The sequence below is a fragment of the Arenicella xantha genome (assembly GCF_003315245.1).
GTDB classification, from domain to species: domain Bacteria; phylum Pseudomonadota; class Gammaproteobacteria; order Arenicellales; family Arenicellaceae; genus Arenicella; species Arenicella xantha.
Genome location: NZ_QNRT01000002.1, coordinates 633,469 through 652,733 on the forward strand (window position 1 = coordinate 633,469; position 19,265 = coordinate 652,733).

Sequence of the window (19,265 nt, forward strand, 5' to 3'; positions counted from 1 at the left end):
CCAGCGCCGACAATTACCTACGGCGCTGGCCCTCAATTAGTCATGTGGTGAAACCATCGCATCCGGCGTTTCATCTCGACCAAACCGATTAGCTAGAAGTCGTTTTACATCTCTAGCCACTAGCAGGTTGATCGGCACAAAAAACAAGGTGATCACCGTGGCAAATAATATTCCAAATGAAAGCGATACTGCCATTGGTTGCAAAAATGCCGCACTAACGTCCCCTTTACTGATAAACGTTAACGGTATTAGGCCAAAAAACGTTGTTAAAGAGGTCAGTAGTACCGGGCGAAATCGAGAAACCCCAGCTTGGCGTACCGCATCTAACAGGCTGCTGCCTTGCATGCGCAATTGCCGTATGTAATCGACTAAGACTAGACTGTCGTTAATCACCACGCCCAATAATGCCAGTAGGCCCAATATGCTTAACAGCGAAATCGGGATGCCCATTAACCAATGCCCCAGTACTCCACCAACTAATGAAAATGGGATCACCGACATCACCGCTAACGGCAGACCGTATGACTTTAGCGGCAGTGCAAGTAGCACATAAATAGCAAAAATCAACACCAATAAGCTGACCGTAACGCTTGAAAACGCTTTTCGTTGCTCTTCAGCCTCGCCAGTAAACTTAACGCGCACGTTCGGATGCTGAGCCAACACCTGCTCCAAGAACTCATCTATTTCACGATTGATCACTGTCATATTAGTCGCCTCTTTGTCGACATCTGCCGACACCGTAACGGTACGATACTGGTCGATTCGAATGATCTCGCTCGGACCACGCCCAGGCGACAAAGTAGCAACATTTGATAACGGGATTTTCTGACCATTAGGCGCCGTGATCAGCATGTCTTGCAAGGTGTCAGTAGTGCTGCGTTCCGACTTTGGAAAGCGTACAAGCACACGAACGTCATCGCGCCCACGCTGAATTCGTTGCGCTTGGAACCCACTAAAGGCCTGCCCTACTTGCCCAACAATATCGTTACGCGTGAGTCCTAACAAATGGGCATTAGGCGTGAGCTCTATTTGAATTTCCTGCTTACCATTAGCCAGTGTGTCAGCGATATCAAACACACCATTAAACTCAGCTAAACGCTCTTTGAGTTGGTTGGACACTTCCAACAGCTCGTCGAAAGACTGACCACGTAACTCTATATTGATGGGCTCACCAGCACTGAAGCCACGCGACCGGAAAGTCAATGACTCGGCTCCAGGTATATCGCCTACGCGCTCTCGCCACGCTTGCATTATCTCGATACTCGACACATCAACCAATCGCTCAGTTCTTGGAATGCCTTCGAATCGCAGCGATGCAACATGCGACGAACCGCCGTTCCCGGTGGTCGCAAAAATATGCGTAATTATTGGCTCTCCGCCCTCCCCGTTGGTTAGCTCTTTTTGTAGCTCTAACCCAACCTGCATAAAACGTTGCATATGGCGGTCAGTGACTTCAAACGGCGTTCCGGTAGGCATTACCAGAGTGACCTGACCACCATCTCGTTCGATACTCGGAATAAACACGAATCGCGACCAGCCTGTCGAAATAGAAAAAGAAATGATAAAAAACAGACAAATAAACCCAGTGAGCACCGAATACCGATACTCAATAGCACGCTCGAGCGCTGGCTTGTACCATTTAAGAATAAGGCCCTCAAAGCCTTGCGCAAAATTCATCTGCCATCGTGACAGACGCCCTACTTTGTTCGGGTCGCGAATCTTAATGTGCTTTAAATGCGCGGGTAAAATGAACTTCGATTCAATTAACGAGAACAGCAACACCGGAATCACAACCGCTGGAATCGGCGAAAAAATAGCGCCCAACCGACCTTCGAGTTGTGAGATTGGGATGAACGCAGCAACCGTCGTCAAAATTCCAAACGTCACCGGCACTGCAACCGACTTAGTTCCTTTGATTGAGGCTTGCAACCCATCTTCACCATTGCGTAACCGCGAATAGACACTCTCGCCGGTCACAATGGCATCATCCACCACAATTCCAAGCACCGTGATAAAACCAAACAAGCTCATGACATTGATACTAACTCCCATCAAGTCAATCACGGCGAGGGCGCCCATAAAGGTCACCGGAATACCGAGTGTCACCCAAAAAGCTACCGCTGGCCGGAGAAATAGCGCCAATAAAATGATAACTAGCAGGCCGCCTTGTAAGGCACTGCTGCCCAGCGTAGACAAACGCGACTTGAGCGCCTTTGAGTCGTCGTCCCAGTATTCAATTTTTGCGCCAGTTGGTAAGCTTGCTTGTCGAAGGTCGATGTAGTCTCGAACGGATTTCGCCACGGCGATAGAGTCTTCCTCTTCAGTTCGGTATACGTCGATCATGGCCGCCACTTCACCATTAAATCGTGCCAGCAAGGCCTCTTCCTGAAATCCATCATTGACGGTAGCAACATCGCTAACGCGCACGATGGCGCCATCAACATCAGCCTTGACTACAATATTCGCAAAGTCCGCATAGCGATAAGCCTGCCCTTTGGAACGCAGCAAGATGTCGCCTCCCACGGTTCTAACGTTACCTGCCGACATGTCTTGAGAGTCAGCCGATATGGCATTAGCCACATCGGAAATCGTAAGATTAAAACGACGAAGTTTATCTTGGCTGACTTCGATAGCGATTTCATAACCACGTACCGAGTCTAACTCAACTTGAGAAATACCATCGATTCGTAAAAGATCTTCACGCACTTGCTCAGCAAGTAAGCGAGTCTCTTGTTCACCGTATTCAGTTGTCACGGCGACCGAGATTACTTCTCGCCGACGCTGCGCTAAGGCAATCACTGGCCGCTCCGCCTCAGACGGTAACGTGCTTATGGCATCTACACGATTCTTAACATCGTCTAATATCTCACGCGGATCATAGTCTTCATTTACTTCAATACTGATAGACACCGAGCCTTCACGCGAATTGCTGCGGATTTCATCAATCCCAGCGAGCCCTTGCAATGCTTCTTCAATACGCACCGCCACACCGAGCTCCATATCTTCTGGTGTGGCACCACGTAAACTTACCGACACTGAAATGCTTTCAGGGTCCGAGGTTGGAAAGATCTCAAGCTTTAAATTGAAACTAAGAGTAATCGCTCCGGCTAACAGAATTGTGATCATCAGCAGATTTGCAGCTACTGAGTTTCTAGCAAACCATTCAATCATTAGTTGCTCCAGCGGAGTCGCTCGATTTTACTCGCTTAGGTCTGTTAGATTCTGACGCTGACTTATCTGTTCGTCGTCCCGCACCGCGTTGCCCTTGGCTCTTCGCTTCGCCTTCGATATTCACTTTAGTACCCGATGCAACCTGCCCAAGCGCGGTAGTGACTAGGCGATCACCGGCACTTAACCCCGAGCCAATGATTGCCTGCGTTTCGTCTTTCCACAATACCGTGACGGCTCTTCGTATAACCACACCATTTTCAACCACGTAAACGTAGGAGTCTTGATAAATCGCTGTGTACGGCACAACAATAGCGTTCGGCAATGTCTTCCCTTGTATTTCGGCCGTCACATACTCGCCAATTTTTAACTGAACACGCCCCTTATTCTGCGAACCAAAGGGATCATCGATTTGGGCGACTACGTTTAGCTGCCTAGAGTTTTCATCGATTGCACTCTCACTTCTTACTACTTTGCTAAGCCACGGCTGTGCATTTTCAGACAGCGAAGAAAATATCTCAGCACTGATAGTCTGTGAAACTTCCCTCGCATCATGATAGGTCTCAGGTAGGTCGATAAACTTCAAATCCGACCCAGCGATAGGAAGACGCACCTCTAGGTAGTCCGATGCAAATATCCGCGCGACCTGTGTCGAGCCGTTTACAAATTGTCCGACATCAACCAGCTTTTCCAATACTCGACCTGAATACGGAGCAATCACCTTGGTACGCGCGAGATTCAATTTAGCTTTGGCCACCGCCGCTTCGGCCGACGCCAATGCCGATCTAGCAGCTTGCAATTGCGGTTTACGTAGCACCAAGTCTGTCGGTGGTGTGGTATTGCCTAACCGCTGCCAATCCAGTTCGGCCTGCTTTGATTGAGCAAGCTCTTCAGACAATACTTGTTGCGCACTGGCAAGATTCGCTTCGGAAATTTTGACATCATAAGCATAGTCTCGATCATCGACTTCAAGTAACACATCACCCTTTTTGAAAAAGCTACCTTGGCGTAAATTCTCATCAATATAGGTAATCTGACCACTGACTTGAGAAAACAGCGAGGTTTCCGTTCGCGGTCGAATACTGCCATAACTTTTAATCTTAACTCGAAACTCGCTACTCACAACATCGTGCACCGACACTGAGAGGGTTGGAGTTAAGTCGCCACGACGTCGTTCACTAACGGGTTGATTCAGCAAAAAGAACACAATAATCATCGCAGTGACCAGCAAGATAGTCAGCGGCACCACCACTTTTGCTTTACCTTTAAACCGATCAACGAGGCGCTTGCCTATGCGATGTTCAGAACCACCCTTGTGGTTTGATTCAACAGTATTTTCTGATATTTCTGAGTTTTCTCTAGTCATTACTATGCGATTGGTTTTTGGCCATAGTTAATGATACGCACGAGCAGCGAAACTCCTGCTAAAAAAGTTTTTTTAGCAAAACATATGCAGAAAAAGCATTAGCCGAAAACGACGCTCATTAAGACTTAGGTAGGATAGAGTCAGAGCCTATCTATAAAGAGAGTTCGCGATGTAACAAGCAACCTGACCTCCCCCGAAATAGACGACCTTTCTTGGCCACCAACAACAAACTTACAGCACCTTAACGCGTTAGAAAATACTAAATAAATCTACTTCTGCGCGGCAATAAGAAAAATCAGACGCCAGACACATCGTCAGTTGAATTATCCAACAAAACTTTATCTTGCCAGTTCGGCCCCACGTGTTGCTCCATATAGTCGCGCATGAATTGACGTATCTTTTGAGATGGCGTTATGTCATCCAACTCACAGAGTCTTTCAAATATTGCTTTTTTCTTTGGGTCAACTAGCACAGTTAGTCGTGCGGTTCGCTTTTCCATTAGCTTTTTCTCGGTGTCTTAAAAACAGCGGCATATTACCATATGGATCACATATGATTAACACTCGAGAATAATAAAAGGACACATTTTGACTCCCGACTTTTTTAAACAAACCGAATCGAGCAGACTGATCAACGCTGCATTCACAGTAACCACAGGCCGATTAATCGACGATGTCACTGACAACACCACAACCCTGATCAGTGGAGAAAATAATACTACTCTCATATAAACTGTGGGTTTATCGAGCTAATCGTCGTCATTCATTAATCTAGCAATCGTAAGCCCCTACAATGGTATGACCACCGTGTCGCCGCTGGGCAACGGAATCACATAATAAGTGATGTCACTCGCGCCAAACTCGTAAGCCCCACTATCACACGCCCCGTCTCGTTGGTAGCCACGCTGATCTACCTTACCGATTGGAACTTTACAAAAACTAGTTAGCGCTAAATCGATAGCACCCGAAGTTGCCACCAGTGCGTGGGTTTCAGTTGGACCACCATTGTTCGCTAGTGGCGCTAACAGTGGGTCGCCATCGGCATCACCAGAACACGATGAATCACTAAACCAGTTTCCTTGCAAACCGGTGTCAGCGGGCACATTACAATCACTAACACCATTCAAGGCGATGATTGAATTAAGCAAAGACACACTCGATGACGCCCCTCCCCAATAAATACCGGATGCGTCGCTACCACCGCTGTTCTGAAACACGGTTGCATGAACTAGCGACGCATTGGAGTTACTCAATTGAATGCCTCCAATCGAAAACCCTGCTGTATTGAGCGAGACCGTTGAGTTCAGCAATTTCATTGCGGAGCCATTGGTAGCCGAAATTCCAGCAGCAACATTCGAACTATTCTCAGATATGGTTGAGCGTTCAATAGTTAACTCCGAACCGTCGATAGATACCCCGCCGGAGCTGTTGATAGCGGAATTGCTCTGAACCGAAGCGTCTCGCAATGTGACCGAAGAATTGCTTACAATCAATAAACCGCCCGCTTGATCAGCAGCATTGCTCATAATTCGGTCTCGAGTCATGACAACATCACTCGACGCTGCAACCACCATACCCCCGCCATAACCATCAGTAGAGTTAAGATTAATGAGGTTATTACTTAACCGTGTTGCATGTCCATTGTTAGCCACATAAACAGCACCACCAGCAACTAAGGCATGGTTGTTGGCCACATTATTATCGGATAGCGACAGTTCTGAATAGCCCGAATAGATTGCACCACCGCTAGACGCGTCATTACTGTTCAGAGTGGAGTTTGACAGGGTTAGCGTCGAGTTCCGCCCATCAACCCCGCCGCCAGTGCTGGCGGAGTTGAAGGTGACCGATGAGCTGTCAATATGGGTAATATTCGAGAGGCTGTATATGCCACCGCCGCCGCCAGTCATTACACTGTTCTCACTCAACTGACTGTTACTAAGCGTTAAATCAGCATCTTGGGTCGAAATGGCACCACCATCAAACCCAGCCTCATTGCCAGACATAGTCGTTTGCTTGATTGTGACCACACCAAAACTCACGCCTACCGCACCACCGGACTCATCTGCCTGATTACCAGTGAACTCGGAATCGCTGATATAGCTAGAGACCGAATCTATGAGAGCCAATGCACCAGCGTTAGACGCACTGTTGTCATTGATTTGCACATCGCTAATCGTCGTGACGCAATATTCAACAGCAACACCGCCACCGGTCTCTGCTTGATTCGCAGATATATCGGAGTTGCTGAGCGAGACCGAACTCGTTAGCGCAAAAATAGCGCCACCGGTATTCGAAACGTTATTTGAAAAACTGGATAAGCCATTGACCGTCAATGAACAATTGTCGCTAGCGATAGCGCCACCTTGGATGGAACTGCTATTGCGCTGCAAATTAGAATTAGACACCGTCAATGTGGCTTGCGTACAAAGAATACCGCCACCAGATGGCGCCATCCCGTTGACTATTTCAACATCGTTAATCGTAAGGTTTCCGGCGCTGCCCACCGTAAGTAACCGAAAGTCCGGAGTCGTTAGCGACGCGCTCCGCGCTAACGATGAATTACTGCCTTGTATAGTGATTTGTGAATCAACAACCGGCAATGCTGAGCCGCCTGAAATATCGACTCCGGGCTCGGCGTTGGAATAAGTCAAGGTCCCTGAGGGCAAGAAAATCGTATCCGCACCAGAGCCGGCTGAACAACCCCCAATCGGACTATTCTGATTCGCCGATATGATCGCATTCTTGAGCGTGCAAGCACCACTCACACTAATTGTTGCCGCCGATAACGGACCAGATGTCGCCAGCGATACTGCCAACGCTACCTTAGTAAAAGCCGCTCTAGTCGAAGTTAACTTGGTAAATTCAAATCCAGCTGAAGTAATACTAGTTGAAGAATTGAATCCTTTTAAGCATGTTCTGTTTAGCATGTTATACCCTTTATCCTGACTCCCAACCTAACCACACTGCCACTTCCTTAATTGGGCCGCATAGCACTCGGTTGAGAAATTACCCCACACTCTTCATCATACCCATATTTTAGTTTTGGTAGCGATCATTTGGCATCTAGCTTGCTTTAGCGGGCATCGTGCCCTCTAAGGAATCGAAAATTAGGTATCTACACTCATGAAATACCGCTAGCGAACATTCAAAATAGACTTCTGTAAAATTAACTAATAGCCGTATCAATATTCATTACCTAAATCATGTATGACACGAGCGTTTTGAACATCTAAATGCCACGATTTTCAACTAGCATTTACCTAGCTCACGTTTTCCGCAAGCCACGCACGGGCGAACAACGGCTCCAGTCAATAACCATGGCACTAGTGCACTCCGAAGATACGACAACCCAAACTTGATTTTAAGTTGAAATATCCTGATCACTCATTTTTCGATGCAAAACCGATTCAACTAGGGTACAAATAGACTATGCATACCCTGCTAGAACGTGACCAACAACTCGCTAGCCTTCTCGAAACTATTGAAGGTTGTAAGCGCGGCCGCGGCGGTGTGATACTGATCAGTGGAGAAGCCGGAATCGGCAAGACGACGTTATTGGCTGCTGCACACGAACAGCTCGACAACGACCACGAAGTACACTGGACCGGGTGCGATCCGCTATTCAACCCAAAGCCACTCGGACCGCTATACGATCTACGCGGCGATATTGGCGACAAGGTGATGCCAGTCTTGCGTCAAAGCAGCGATCAAAATGAAGTGTTCAAAGCCTGTCTTAACGCGCTCGATCGCTCAAAAATAAATAACTTTCTAATTATTGAAGATGTGCACTGGGCCGATAACGCCACGATTGACTTTATTAAATATTTGGCGCGGCGGGTTCAGTTCATTTCCTGTGTAATGTGCTTAACTTTTCGCACCGATGAAGTCGTTCCTACACACCCATTATATTCGGCATTGGAAGTACTCCCCCACGCTCACACCACACGAATAGCATTGGAACCACTGAGCGCTGGTGCGGTTGCGTTACTAGCAGATCAAGCGGGGCAGACCAGCGACAATTTGTATGATATTACTCAAGGCAATCCGTTTTTTGTGACTGAGTTACTTTCCGACCCAGCGAGCGACGCGACTGACTTACCATCATCCATTCAGGATGCGGTTAATGCGCGGATAAATCGACTCGTTGCAATGGAGGCATCTTTTCTCGAAACTATCAGCCTGCTTCCTACTGGTGCGAGCCCAGCGATTCTATCGGCGTTATTTCCTGGTCATGGGGAAACGCTCGCAATGGCTTGCGTGGCGCGAGGGCTACTAATTATTGATACGTCGCATGAGTTTCGCTTTCGCCATGAGTTGGCACGGCTCGCTACTAAAACGCGCATACCGACTCATCAGCAACCCGCCAGACACGCAATCATTTTTAAAGCGCTTGAGACACAAACCGATGTTGAGCTTGGCACCTTTGTGTACCATGCCGTTGAATCACAGAATAGCCAAGCCGTATTACTCTATGCCAGTCAAGCCGCCAAACAAGCGTCACTGCAGGGCGCACATAAAGAGGCCACTTCGTATCTGGCCACGGCACTGAAATTTGTCGACGCGGCAGACACGCAGACCGCCGCACAGCTGTATGAAGACTGGGCTTATGAATCCGGTTTATCACAATCAATAAGCAATGAAGTGATCGAAGCTAGAAAGCTAGCAATTACCCTTTGGCGTGCTCAACAACGACCCGACAAAGTAGGCGAGAACTTGCGCTGGCTCTCTAGGCTACATTGGTACCGAGGCGAAGCTACCGCCGCCAACCGTTACGCTGATGCCGCCATAGACACCTTAGAAAGCTGCCCTCCCTCAAGCGAACGTGCCATGGCCTATTCTTTTCGCTCACAATTAGACATGCTGAACGACCGCATGAGTGATGCTATTTATTGGGGCGAGAAAGCACTCGAAATGGAAACCCAGCAAAACAATATTGAAGTCCGGATCCACGCCATGACTAACATCGGCTCAGCCCAGGTCATGCGCGGCAACGAAGAAGGCAAAACACTATTACTGTCGAGCCTTGAACTGGCTCTGGCGCACGGCTTTCACGAACACGCGGCACGGGTCTACACCAACCTATCTGATTACGCCATGCGGTACCACCATCTTGAGTTTGGTGAACACATCATCAGTGAAGGTATCGCATTTGATATTCAACACGAGCTCGACTCTTGGACTTATTATCTAGTTGGCATTCAAGCACAACTACGCCTAGAACAAGGTCGCCTACTGGATGCAGAGTCTATTGCATTGGGCGTTCTTGGCCTGAGTCACCAGACTAAATTAATGAAACTCCCTGCAAGCCTGGTACTAGCCAGAGCACAATTGCGACGCGGCCAACCGGACGCCAAGAAGAGCCGAAAAGAGGCACTGGCAGTGGCCAATGAAGTGGGGGAACCGCAATACAGCGTACCTGCTCGACTTAGTTTTATTGAGGCTGCGTACCTTGAAGACAACACCAGCGAAGCATTCGAACACTTAGAACAATTAGCTACGCAAGCTGATTCAATGTTAGATAATTGGCGTGCCGAACTCGCATTATGGTGCCATCGATTTAACTTTTCGTTGGCAAACCCCGCCACTCTACCCGCCTCAATTGAACTTGAAATTAAAGGCGACGCAGATCAAGCAGCCAAACGTTGGCTCGACATGGGTATGCCAATCCATGCCGCACATGCTTGGCTGGCACAAGCTAGTCCTACCCTGCAACAAATCACCAGTGCCTCTGAAATCATTCAAAGTTGCCAAGCACACGGCTTGCAAGGCAAACTAGCTCACCACGCGAATCGACTAAACGCGCCCGCCCTAATTACCAAGAATAAGCGCGGACCTTATAACGCCAGTCGACAGCACCCTTGTGGGTTAACCGCCAAAGAACAACAGGTATTCGCGATGGTCTTGCAAGGCTGCAGCAATCGACAAATCGCCGACACACTTTCAAGGTCAGCTCGAACCATCGAAAATCACGTGTCGTCGATCCTAAGCAAGCTCAATGTGCATTCTCGCATGGATGCTGTTTTACGTGTGCAATCGGAACCGTGGTTGGAACCTAAACAGCGTAGCTAAACTCGCTCAGCCCTCATGTTGAACGATATCATTTACTCAAAACTTAACTACTTAACTAGTTTCAAACTTAGTTAATTTCGTAACACCAACACGGCTAATCATTCCAACTCCTTAACCTAGCCCAAGCCTTCAAGAGCTCGGCGAAGACACAACGCTCACGATAACCGCAGCCAACCAGCCCGTTTAGCTCAATTAGCATTAATGACGTGCATCCTCCCGGATTGTTGCTCAATCAAGCCGACTCATCTAATACTTGCGTCGCCTCGCCGGAGCTGTCTGTGGCCAACGGCCGATACAATTAGACTAATACCACGCTGCCCGCCAGTGGCGCTGCAGTGGTCGACGAGTTTAATCGAAGCTCTGTATTCATTGGCTAAAACGGTGTGCTTTCTTACACAATTACTAACGACGCACCAATCGAACTCCCCGGAGGTTTTGATCAAGCCACGCTGGTAGTAGGTCAAGCGGGTTCAATTTCATGCCTAATTAAAAACAATGAGCCGTTCTCAATCACGGGTATTGAGATTTCAACCAATTTGCCCATCCAGCTAGACCTAGATACAGTCAATTCATCAACGATCTGTAACCGTTCGCACAATATTATTGCATCAGTTGATCGCTGTAATATCACCGATGCCACCTTTGCTCCTAACTCGAGTCGGTCGATTATCATACGTTTCATCACTAACGCAGTAGGCACGGCCAGTGTTGCCACAGCTCATAATTTCGAGATTATTCTAACAACCGTAACCAGCGATAAAGCCGCTTCAACGCCCGCCCAAATGTCGGCATATAGACAATCGTTGAGCCTTAGTAAGCAGCTTAGCGATAAAAAGGGAATACAGTTTTTCCACAACACGCCTTTCTAGTTGAATTGACAACTAGGCGGATAACAATCAAAAAAGTCTCCAGCCTGTTTGGTTATACATGAGCGGCGAAATGGATGCTCTTCCGCTGTCTAAGGGCGTTCAACAAACGCCCAAAGATCAACTTACTTTAGATCACGTGATCGTATACAATTGCGCGCTGCCATGACGCTCACTCCGCCAAAACACCATGAATAGAATAATTCTTACTTGCTTTTTCATTAGCACTCTATCTTCTTGTGGTGGTGGGGGCTCGTCCAGCGGCGGTGGAGAGGATATGGTCGATAACAACGTATCTCATTGCGTCATCGAGACCACTAAAAGGACTCAAATCGCACTTACGGATACTAGTTATACAAAGATTGAGTACACATGGATCAATAACTGCGGCTTCACTGTGAATTTGTCAACAGCCTTTCTAACGTCAAGCACGATTGAGACAATTTCACTGGCCAGCAATGAAACTCACTCCGATTCAACAATTGCTATTCCTATAAAATTTGTTGCATGCCGGCCTCCGTCAACCGGAATTGACGTGGCCCCAGAGGAAGCACTTCTCCAATTTGGTTGCAGCTAGTCCGCCGGCTACGAGTAACCGCGCAGCCTGTAGCAAAAATAATTCATACCGTCCTAGCGACCGTTTAGAGTCGAGCAATGAAGCTACCGTTAACGCATGCTGACATACCGAACTAGAGCCTACTGGCCTAGCGGAAACTACATGAGCCAATATTTAAAGGCACTGCCCGCCAATTATGCTTTTTTCAGGATGCGAACAACGAGTAGTAAGAAGGCTGCTCCGGCAGTTGCCGTCACGATAGAACCGATTAGTCCTCCGGCTGCAATACCCATAACACCAAATATATAGCCACCTAGCACCGCACCGACCACTCCAACGACGATATTGCCGAGCAGGCCAAAGCCACCACCTTTCATTAAGGTACCCGCCAACCATCCTGCGATGGCCCCAATTGCCAAAAATATAATTAGACCTGTGATATCCATAAATTCACCTTTGTAGTTAATGTTTTGTTGTCATGATGGAGTCGAACTACTCATTTTGAAGCAACGACTTATGCTTAGTGCGCCGCTTGTCCAAATTGCTTAAGCCGTTTGCAGTATGCGCTAGATTTCACGACAGTACTACGACCTCGCGACTTTACCCTTGAAAAGTGATTTCCTTGTCTCTGTGCTGGTCATTGGTGGTGGGTCGCTTCATATACAGTACGTTGTTTAGGCCACGACAATTAGTTAGCGAGACCAGCTTACTGAACGTTGACGATCACCCGAGAATAACGCGTGAGTCTCGGTGTACCATGATCCGTCACCGCTAAAATAATATGCATGGTGCCGGTACCTGGCGGCATTACACGCTTGGTTTGAACGTCAAACCAAGCCTTTGCTTGATCATGATTTTTGATATCGAGCATTACCCCAGTGCTCGCATTCGAAATACCTCGCGTTCCAGCCTCAGCATAAACAAACCATGCATACGACAACGCATCTCCATCAGGGTCATGCGACGAGGTAGCACTTAACTCAACGCGCTCACCGGGCGCAGCCTCGATGTAGGCTGGATGATCCAATTGCACTACCGGTGGATGATTCGCATCCTTGTAGTCTTTGATACTCCAATCCATTCGAGCTGAGAAGTCATTTTGGTATGCCGAGCGCCAACGCCAAATACTAGCGTGATTACTAGTATGCCATTTGCCATCTGTACCAAAAACTTCATCCTGAGCATTAGTCCAGATTGGACGGGTCTCCTCTTCGAGAAACCATTTCTCTTTACGCGGGGTATACAACTCGTAGCGCCCGCCCCATCCTCCCCAATTCGGGTTCTCTGGTGCATTTAAGCCATTATTCAACAAATACAGAAATGCTGGCGTGTCGCCTTCCATCATAAACTTCCAATGTGGATAGACTCCTCCCAGCGGACCTTTGCTACGCACATTTTTATTCAACCATTCATTAGTAACCAGCTGGTAATTTGCGCCTCCAAAACGGCCGTGGAAATTATCGCCACCAATTGCGATCCACGTAGCATGATGAAAGCCACCTCCGGCATTTACTCCGGGCGTGACTATATAGAATAAATTTGGAAATTCCTTGCGAATCCACGGGCCACTATTATCTTGATCAGATATGGCATAGACGCGTAACTTACTGACAAACTGCTGCAGTTCCAAGTCAGTACGTGTATTACGAACCTTCCATAGAGCCTGCGCAAGTACATTAGGGCCGCCCCAAACATTCACCCATAAAGGGCGATCATCATCACGATCTACTGCTCGTATTAGCTGATCAGAACCAGGAGAATCCTTACCTTCACCGACTCCGGCCATATCATGAATAGGGACGCCCTTAAACACCACACGCAGCAGCTCATCAGTACTAGGAAACCCCTTCTCATGGCGTTCCAAGTTGTCTCGTACTTGGCTATAGGCGTTTATAATGCGCTGGATTTTCTCAGGGTGTAATTGATTTTTATCCGCACCAGTAGGGGTTGCCACCAAGCCTTCAATGTCGAAATGGTTAGCGTACGTAAGCAGGCGAACCATTGACATTTGATCATCAGGGTCACCACCGATGTCAGTCAACACAAACAATCGGTGTTTCATACCAACTGACTCATCGACAGCATCACCTTGCGCCGACGCGAACTGATTCGACGTAAGCACCACCATCACCAGCAAAGCACAGCAACGAGACAGACGAGATATTAGATCATTGCGCATACTGATCCACTTATTACTTATACCCTGCATTTATCTATTCCTAGTTAGTTGTCACAATGCATCGCTGCAGACACAGCGCAACGCCGTTTAAACAGTCTTTACGCTAACGAGTTATCAAGCTTACACCGAGATGCCCAGCTTCACTAAATTCGCAAGCTAGCTTATCATTTAAAAAACCACAAGCGCTTATCATGCGGCTGATTTTCTGTCATAACAATTGCATTTGCCTATTATTCAACCTCGCGCACCAACATCACTTTGCCCAAACCAGTGCGGAAATTCGAATTTTGAATACCATCTAAAAAGTCAAACAATGGTGCGGTGTCGTCTCGGCCACTCAACAAACTAATCTCCGCTGTCCAATAAAAATTATTTCTCGATTGAACATTGGGAAATATTGCTAGATTAATGGCCGGGCTTCGGCAACTGTAGTTTACTAAGCTACGGTATTCGTCCACATTTGGAATACGCCAATCTCGATAATCAGCCCATTCAGAGTCGGCCGCAGCCTGCATAGCGTCACGCCAATTAAATTTGGCATCTTCACCAAGCTCGCAAGATTGGCCAGAGTGTCCAACGGTGCAGCGCGCCCACATCAAACCGGTTAATTTATCGGTTACCGTGGAGTCTGCATGGACGATGTATCGAGCATCGGGCACGTCATCAATTATATAGTCGATACAAGTCTGCTGACTGTAGGCTACGCTGCTCACGCTTAACACAAGCACAAAAGTTAACGCGCATGAAAATTTTTTTAATAGGTAATTGAATATCATGTTATTTCACCGAGTCGAAATTTTGATAGTCATCAGTTCGCACTAAGCGCACATGATAGTGACTATATTGCCCAGAGCGATACCAAGACCGATCCACCGCATCGTCGAAGTCAAAGCGGCGCGCACGTCCGATGTCATCGCCGTTTTCAGGATGACCTGGCGTAGAACTCCAGTAGTAATCAGTTTGGGTATTCGGGAAATAATTCGTATCGATGCTGGGCCCGATAGGCTTGCCACGGTCAAGCAGGGTTCCTAACTCTTTAATATGAGGCACTCGCCAATCGTCGAAACCACACAACGGCTCGGTGTTTGCGGCCTCGATCAACGGATTCCAATCATCATAGTAAATTCCGTGTGCGCCGTCGACACCACGACCCTCAGCACTAATGCCGCCCCAAAAATAAGTATTATCAGTATCGCGTAGGCCGCCATCGTCAGTCTTAACTTCCCAAACAAAGCCAGTGACATTGTCTCGAACACAGGCCCAACTTTCGGCTGAGGCGGGCAAGTCGTTACCGTTAACATCAAGCTTGGTGTAGCTAAATCCTGCTCGGCCATCTGAATCGTCGTAGTCGCTTACGTCACGCCCGTGTGAGCATGTCTGTTGGCTAACTACAGCGCCACTGCAAGTAGCATTGTTCCCAGTTGGGTAATTACCTGCGATTAACACACCGGAATCAGGAAGGCGGTAAGTGACGGAAGTTATTGGTGCCGAAGGCTCGTTATCTAACAACAATAACGACATAGCGCCAGTCGGTAAACTCTGCTGCTGAGCCACCACCTCAGCGCTAGTAGGCAATAATAGTAAGGCTAAAATGCCACTTATGCATTTCGTCGCAGTGCACTGACTTCTCGACTTCACGGTGTGACCATTCACTGCAACAGTTTGGTAGCGTCGCCATGACAGGCTCCGAATTAAACTATTGATTCGAGGAATTGAGATTTGAAAAATTAAGGTCTGAGCGGTTAAGACGCGCCCTTTATGTAGTTGAGTCACTACTTTACTAGGTACTATTTTATAGGGACTAGGCATATAGATTCCATCGCGCTAAGGTTATGTACCCCAAGCTCATCACTGAGCCCCTACCGCCGTCAAATTATCATAAATTGACAAACAAATGGAAAAAACTAGCTGAGAATAATCATTACTCCACATGGCTACGTTACCCGTGATACTGATCCAGCATCCACACGTTTAAGCCTAGTTACCGCATCATTATAGCTAAGCGTCCGACCAAATTCCCCTCGTGACCTAATTCTCATACCCAAACTAATCACAATATCGTCACTTGAGTTGCTCAATTAGGGTTAGTATTCTGCTAACTCTTAATCAAGCATCGAGCTAGCTCGATGCCTATTTTATGCATGTGTTATGAACAATATTAAGCTCCGAATACTCTCTCTAATTTACTTTGGGATGTTTGCTGTTTTGCCTTTCGCCTATGCGGAGTCAAGCAACCACAAAAACTATCCGGCTATCATCACCGACATCCAAGCTTGTTCAGCAGCATCGGTAGATGCCGAACGACTCAGTTGCTTTGACGCGCTCGCGCAATCAGTCGCACAACCCAATACCCAAGTATCGGTAGAATCAAGTAACAACAAGGAACCAGAAACATTACCTGACAACATTGGTGGCGGAAAATTTAACGACAACACTGAAACCCCAGTGGGCGTTCGTGGATTGGTCACATCGTGTCAAAAAGCTCACGACGGAAAATGGTTCTATATTTTTAGCAGTGGCCAAGTATGGAAACAAACAGATCGCTCAAAACGTCGATATCGCGAGTGCCACTTCTATGTCACCATCTTCGAAGACGGTTTTGGGTATAAAATGCGCGTCGACGATGAGACTCGAATAACCCGAATAAAACGACACAAATAGTCGTTACTAGGAAATCGAACTAGGCAACCGAATAGCAGCGCACAAGGCTGTGCGCCTAGATTTTTAGCGGCGATGAAAGATATCCATCAAACTGACTTCGTGTAATCGCCCAAACTCGACACATCACGCAATATTGCTTTTCAAATCAGTAACTGGACACTTGTTTTGTTGCCAACTCTCATCTAAGATAATAGCTGAGAGGAAAAACACAATAACATCAAGTATTTGCATCAGTAAGCAAGCTGGTATCGTTAAATACTTGATTCCTGTGTTTTCGGAGAAGTCGGGTTCTTCCGACTAAAAAGCGTAAGCCCAAAGCGATTCTAATATTGCGTATGCGATCTACGGGAGTTCAAACTTTCGGATCTATGTCTTAGTCGACCATATGCTGCCGATAAACGGCATCAACTCACACTTCACCTCTTTTTGCTAAATCACAAACGAGGAATCGGTGGTAGATTGCGGCCCAGCCTGGTAAACGATTACCTTGCATATCTCGGCACCTCGCTCAAGGCTTACGAGCAGTCAGTTGGTCAGGAGTTAGCAACTCTAGTCCAAACTGAGAGCAATCGACCGAAGGTGTGTGCTTAGCGGTGATTTTAGAACCTACTGTCTATCATCACATGGCGCTGGTTATTCCGGCACCAATCCAGCATAGCTCAATCTTGCGTCTTTAGTTGTTTGCTAACAATAATTCACCACTAAGGAGCCAACAATGAAATCACTTATTCAAATCCTACTTGTTTTAGTATTTTCGACACTATCTTACTTTTTCTCGAGCACGCAAGCCTACGCACATGGCCTCATGGTCGACCCGCCCGCTCGTAATGCGCGATGCGGCTTACCTGAAGACCAGAAGCCCCACAACGCAACCGAACCGGCCTGTGTCGCAGCATTCGCCAATGATCAGAATGGTGGCTACCAATTTATGAGCGTACTAAGCCATGATGTCGGACGCCAAGGGGTAAGTCCATTACCGAGCAATGTTTGCGGGTTTGATAGTGAAACTTGGGACAATTACAACAATGGCAATACCACACCATGGGACTTGCCCTTGAATTGGCCAACCAGCTCGGTAAATGCTGGAGCGTTCGATATCACTTGGAATATTTCTTGGGGCCCACATTTTGATGACACCGAAGAGTTCGTTTACTACATCACCAAACCAGGATTCCAATACCAAGTCGGCACACCACTCACATGGAACGATTTTGAAACGACCCCGTTTTGCAAGCAAACCTACAACGATGCAACTCCCAACGCGAACCCGAATGTTATTGCCGATAAAGGCGCGACGACCTTTAAAACCTCATGCACACTGCCGAACCGCAATGGTAGACATGTAATCTATGGCGAATGGGGCCGAAACTATTTCACGTACGAACGCTTTCATGGCTGCATCGACGTCAGTTTTGGAGGCGGAACCGGCAACAATACTTCGCCAGTTGCAACCGCACAAAACGTGTCGGTTGATGAAAACTCATCAGTGCCAATTACGTTAATGGGCAGTGACAGCGACGGTACCATCACCGCCTATACCATTGTCGCGGGACCAAGCAATGGAACACTTACCGGCAGCGGAGCTAACTTAGTTTACACGCCAACTGTAGGCTACTTCGGCACTGATTCATTCACCTTTAGTGTTACCGATAATGATGGAGCGGCCTCGTCTGCCGCCACCGTCAGCATTACCGTGAACGAAGAGTCTACTGGAGGCAATCAGGCGCCTCTGGCAGACTTTAGCTACAGCGCATCAAACCTAAGTGTAAGCTTTGATGCTAGCGCGTCTTCCGACCCTGACAACGGACCTCAGCCCCTGAGCTATACGTGGAATTTCGGCGACGGGCAAACCGCCTCCGGAGCAAGCGCATCACATGTTTTCGCCACTTCCGACACCTACTCTGTGACGCTCACGGTGGACGATGGGCAAGACAACGCCACGCAGACCAAAGCTGTCACCGTCACCTCAGAACCCAGTACCGGCGATGTCAGCTGCGAATACGTTATCTCAAATCAATGGAATTCTGGATTTGTTGCTGAGATTCGAATCATAAATCGTGGCACAACAACCGTAGACGGCTGGAATGTAAGCTGGAATTACAACGATGGTAGTGCAGTGACTAGCGCTTGGAATGCCAACTTAGTCGGCAGTGGTCCTTACACGGCTAGCAACATTGCATGGAACGGCTCTGTCGCTCCAGGCGAAACAGTAGCCTTCGGAGTTCAAGGCACACATGGCGGCTCTACGGCGCCGGTAACAGTAACTGGTGACGTGTGTAATTAGTCAGTAATTTTATTAGCTTTGTAATTAGGCGCAGAAGCACATGCTTCTGCGCTTGGTTACTAAACTCAATCTATTATTGTGGGCACTTGCCAGGTCACACAACTCACACAAACCAGC

Annotated in this window: 12 protein-coding genes; 4 read left to right on the forward strand and 8 right to left on the reverse strand. The window is 47.7% G+C overall.

What is annotated here, in order from left to right:
* Positions 1-36: 36 nt before the first annotated feature.
* From DFR28_RS08585 to DFR28_RS08600, 4 genes are all read right to left on the reverse strand, one after another.
* Positions 37-3,171, reverse strand: a complete 3,135-nt coding sequence (locus DFR28_RS08585) for an efflux RND transporter permease subunit (RefSeq protein ID WP_113953922.1) — start codon at positions 3,169-3,171, stop codon at positions 37-39.
* Complete coding sequence (locus DFR28_RS08590) at positions 3,164-4,534, reverse strand: efflux RND transporter periplasmic adaptor subunit (protein WP_113953923.1); 1,371 nt, start codon at positions 4,532-4,534, stop codon at positions 3,164-3,166. The genes DFR28_RS08585 and DFR28_RS08590 overlap by 8 nt, the downstream gene beginning before the upstream one ends.
* 295 nt (positions 4,535-4,829) lie before the next feature.
* On the reverse strand, positions 4,830-5,033 hold the full coding sequence (locus DFR28_RS08595) for a CopG family transcriptional regulator (RefSeq protein ID WP_113953924.1): 204 nt from the start codon (positions 5,031-5,033) through the stop codon (positions 4,830-4,832).
* Positions 5,034-5,321: 288 nt separating this feature from the next.
* Positions 5,322-7,460 carry a choice-of-anchor Q domain-containing protein gene (locus DFR28_RS08600; protein ID WP_113953925.1) on the reverse strand — a complete coding sequence of 713 codons (2,139 nt, stop codon included), beginning with the start codon at positions 7,458-7,460 and terminating at the stop codon, positions 5,322-5,324.
* A gap of 502 nt (positions 7,461-7,962) precedes the next feature.
* Here DFR28_RS08600 and DFR28_RS08605 point away from each other — a divergent pair.
* Together DFR28_RS08605 and DFR28_RS08610 are read left to right on the forward strand one after the other, a co-directional pair.
* Positions 7,963-10,602, forward strand: coding sequence for a helix-turn-helix transcriptional regulator (locus DFR28_RS08605; protein ID WP_113953926.1), 2,640 nt, complete (start codon positions 7,963-7,965; stop codon positions 10,600-10,602).
* A gap of 383 nt (positions 10,603-10,985) precedes the next feature.
* Entirely contained in the window at positions 10,986-11,471 is a 486-nt protein-coding gene (locus tag DFR28_RS08610) for a hypothetical protein (RefSeq protein ID WP_113953927.1), read from the forward strand.
* Between the two features lie 747 nt (positions 11,472-12,218).
* Here the strand turns inward: DFR28_RS08610 and DFR28_RS08615 are convergent.
* The 4 genes from DFR28_RS08615 to DFR28_RS08630 form a co-directional block, all read right to left on the reverse strand.
* Entirely contained in the window at positions 12,219-12,470 is a 252-nt protein-coding gene (locus tag DFR28_RS08615; protein ID WP_113953928.1) for a GlsB/YeaQ/YmgE family stress response membrane protein, read from the reverse strand.
* Between the two features lie 260 nt (positions 12,471-12,730).
* Positions 12,731-14,086 (reverse strand): nucleoside hydrolase-like domain-containing protein, encoded by a 1,356-nt coding sequence (locus tag DFR28_RS08620; protein ID WP_342773297.1) that lies wholly within the window; start codon positions 14,084-14,086, stop codon positions 12,731-12,733.
* Between the two features lie 347 nt (positions 14,087-14,433).
* The gene (locus DFR28_RS08625) at positions 14,434-14,916 is read right to left on the reverse strand and encodes an Lcl C-terminal domain-containing protein (RefSeq protein ID WP_170132033.1); all 483 of its coding nucleotides are present in this window, start codon (positions 14,914-14,916) and stop codon (positions 14,434-14,436) included.
* A gap of 64 nt (positions 14,917-14,980) precedes the next feature.
* Positions 14,981-15,841 carry an Lcl C-terminal domain-containing protein gene (locus DFR28_RS08630; protein ID WP_170132034.1) on the reverse strand — a complete coding sequence of 287 codons (861 nt, stop codon included), beginning with the start codon at positions 15,839-15,841 and terminating at the stop codon, positions 14,981-14,983.
* Positions 15,842-16,351: 510 nt separating this feature from the next.
* On the opposite strand from DFR28_RS08630, the gene DFR28_RS08635 reads away from it, so the two are divergent.
* Together DFR28_RS08635 and DFR28_RS08640 are read left to right on the forward strand one after the other, a co-directional pair.
* Positions 16,352-16,864, forward strand: coding sequence for a hypothetical protein (locus tag DFR28_RS08635; protein ID WP_113953931.1), 513 nt, complete (start codon positions 16,352-16,354; stop codon positions 16,862-16,864).
* A 715-nt stretch (positions 16,865-17,579) separates the two neighbouring features.
* Positions 17,580-19,148, forward strand: a complete 1,569-nt coding sequence (locus tag DFR28_RS08640) for a lytic polysaccharide monooxygenase (protein ID WP_113953932.1) — start codon at positions 17,580-17,582, stop codon at positions 19,146-19,148.
* Positions 19,149-19,265: the final 117 nt, after the last annotated feature.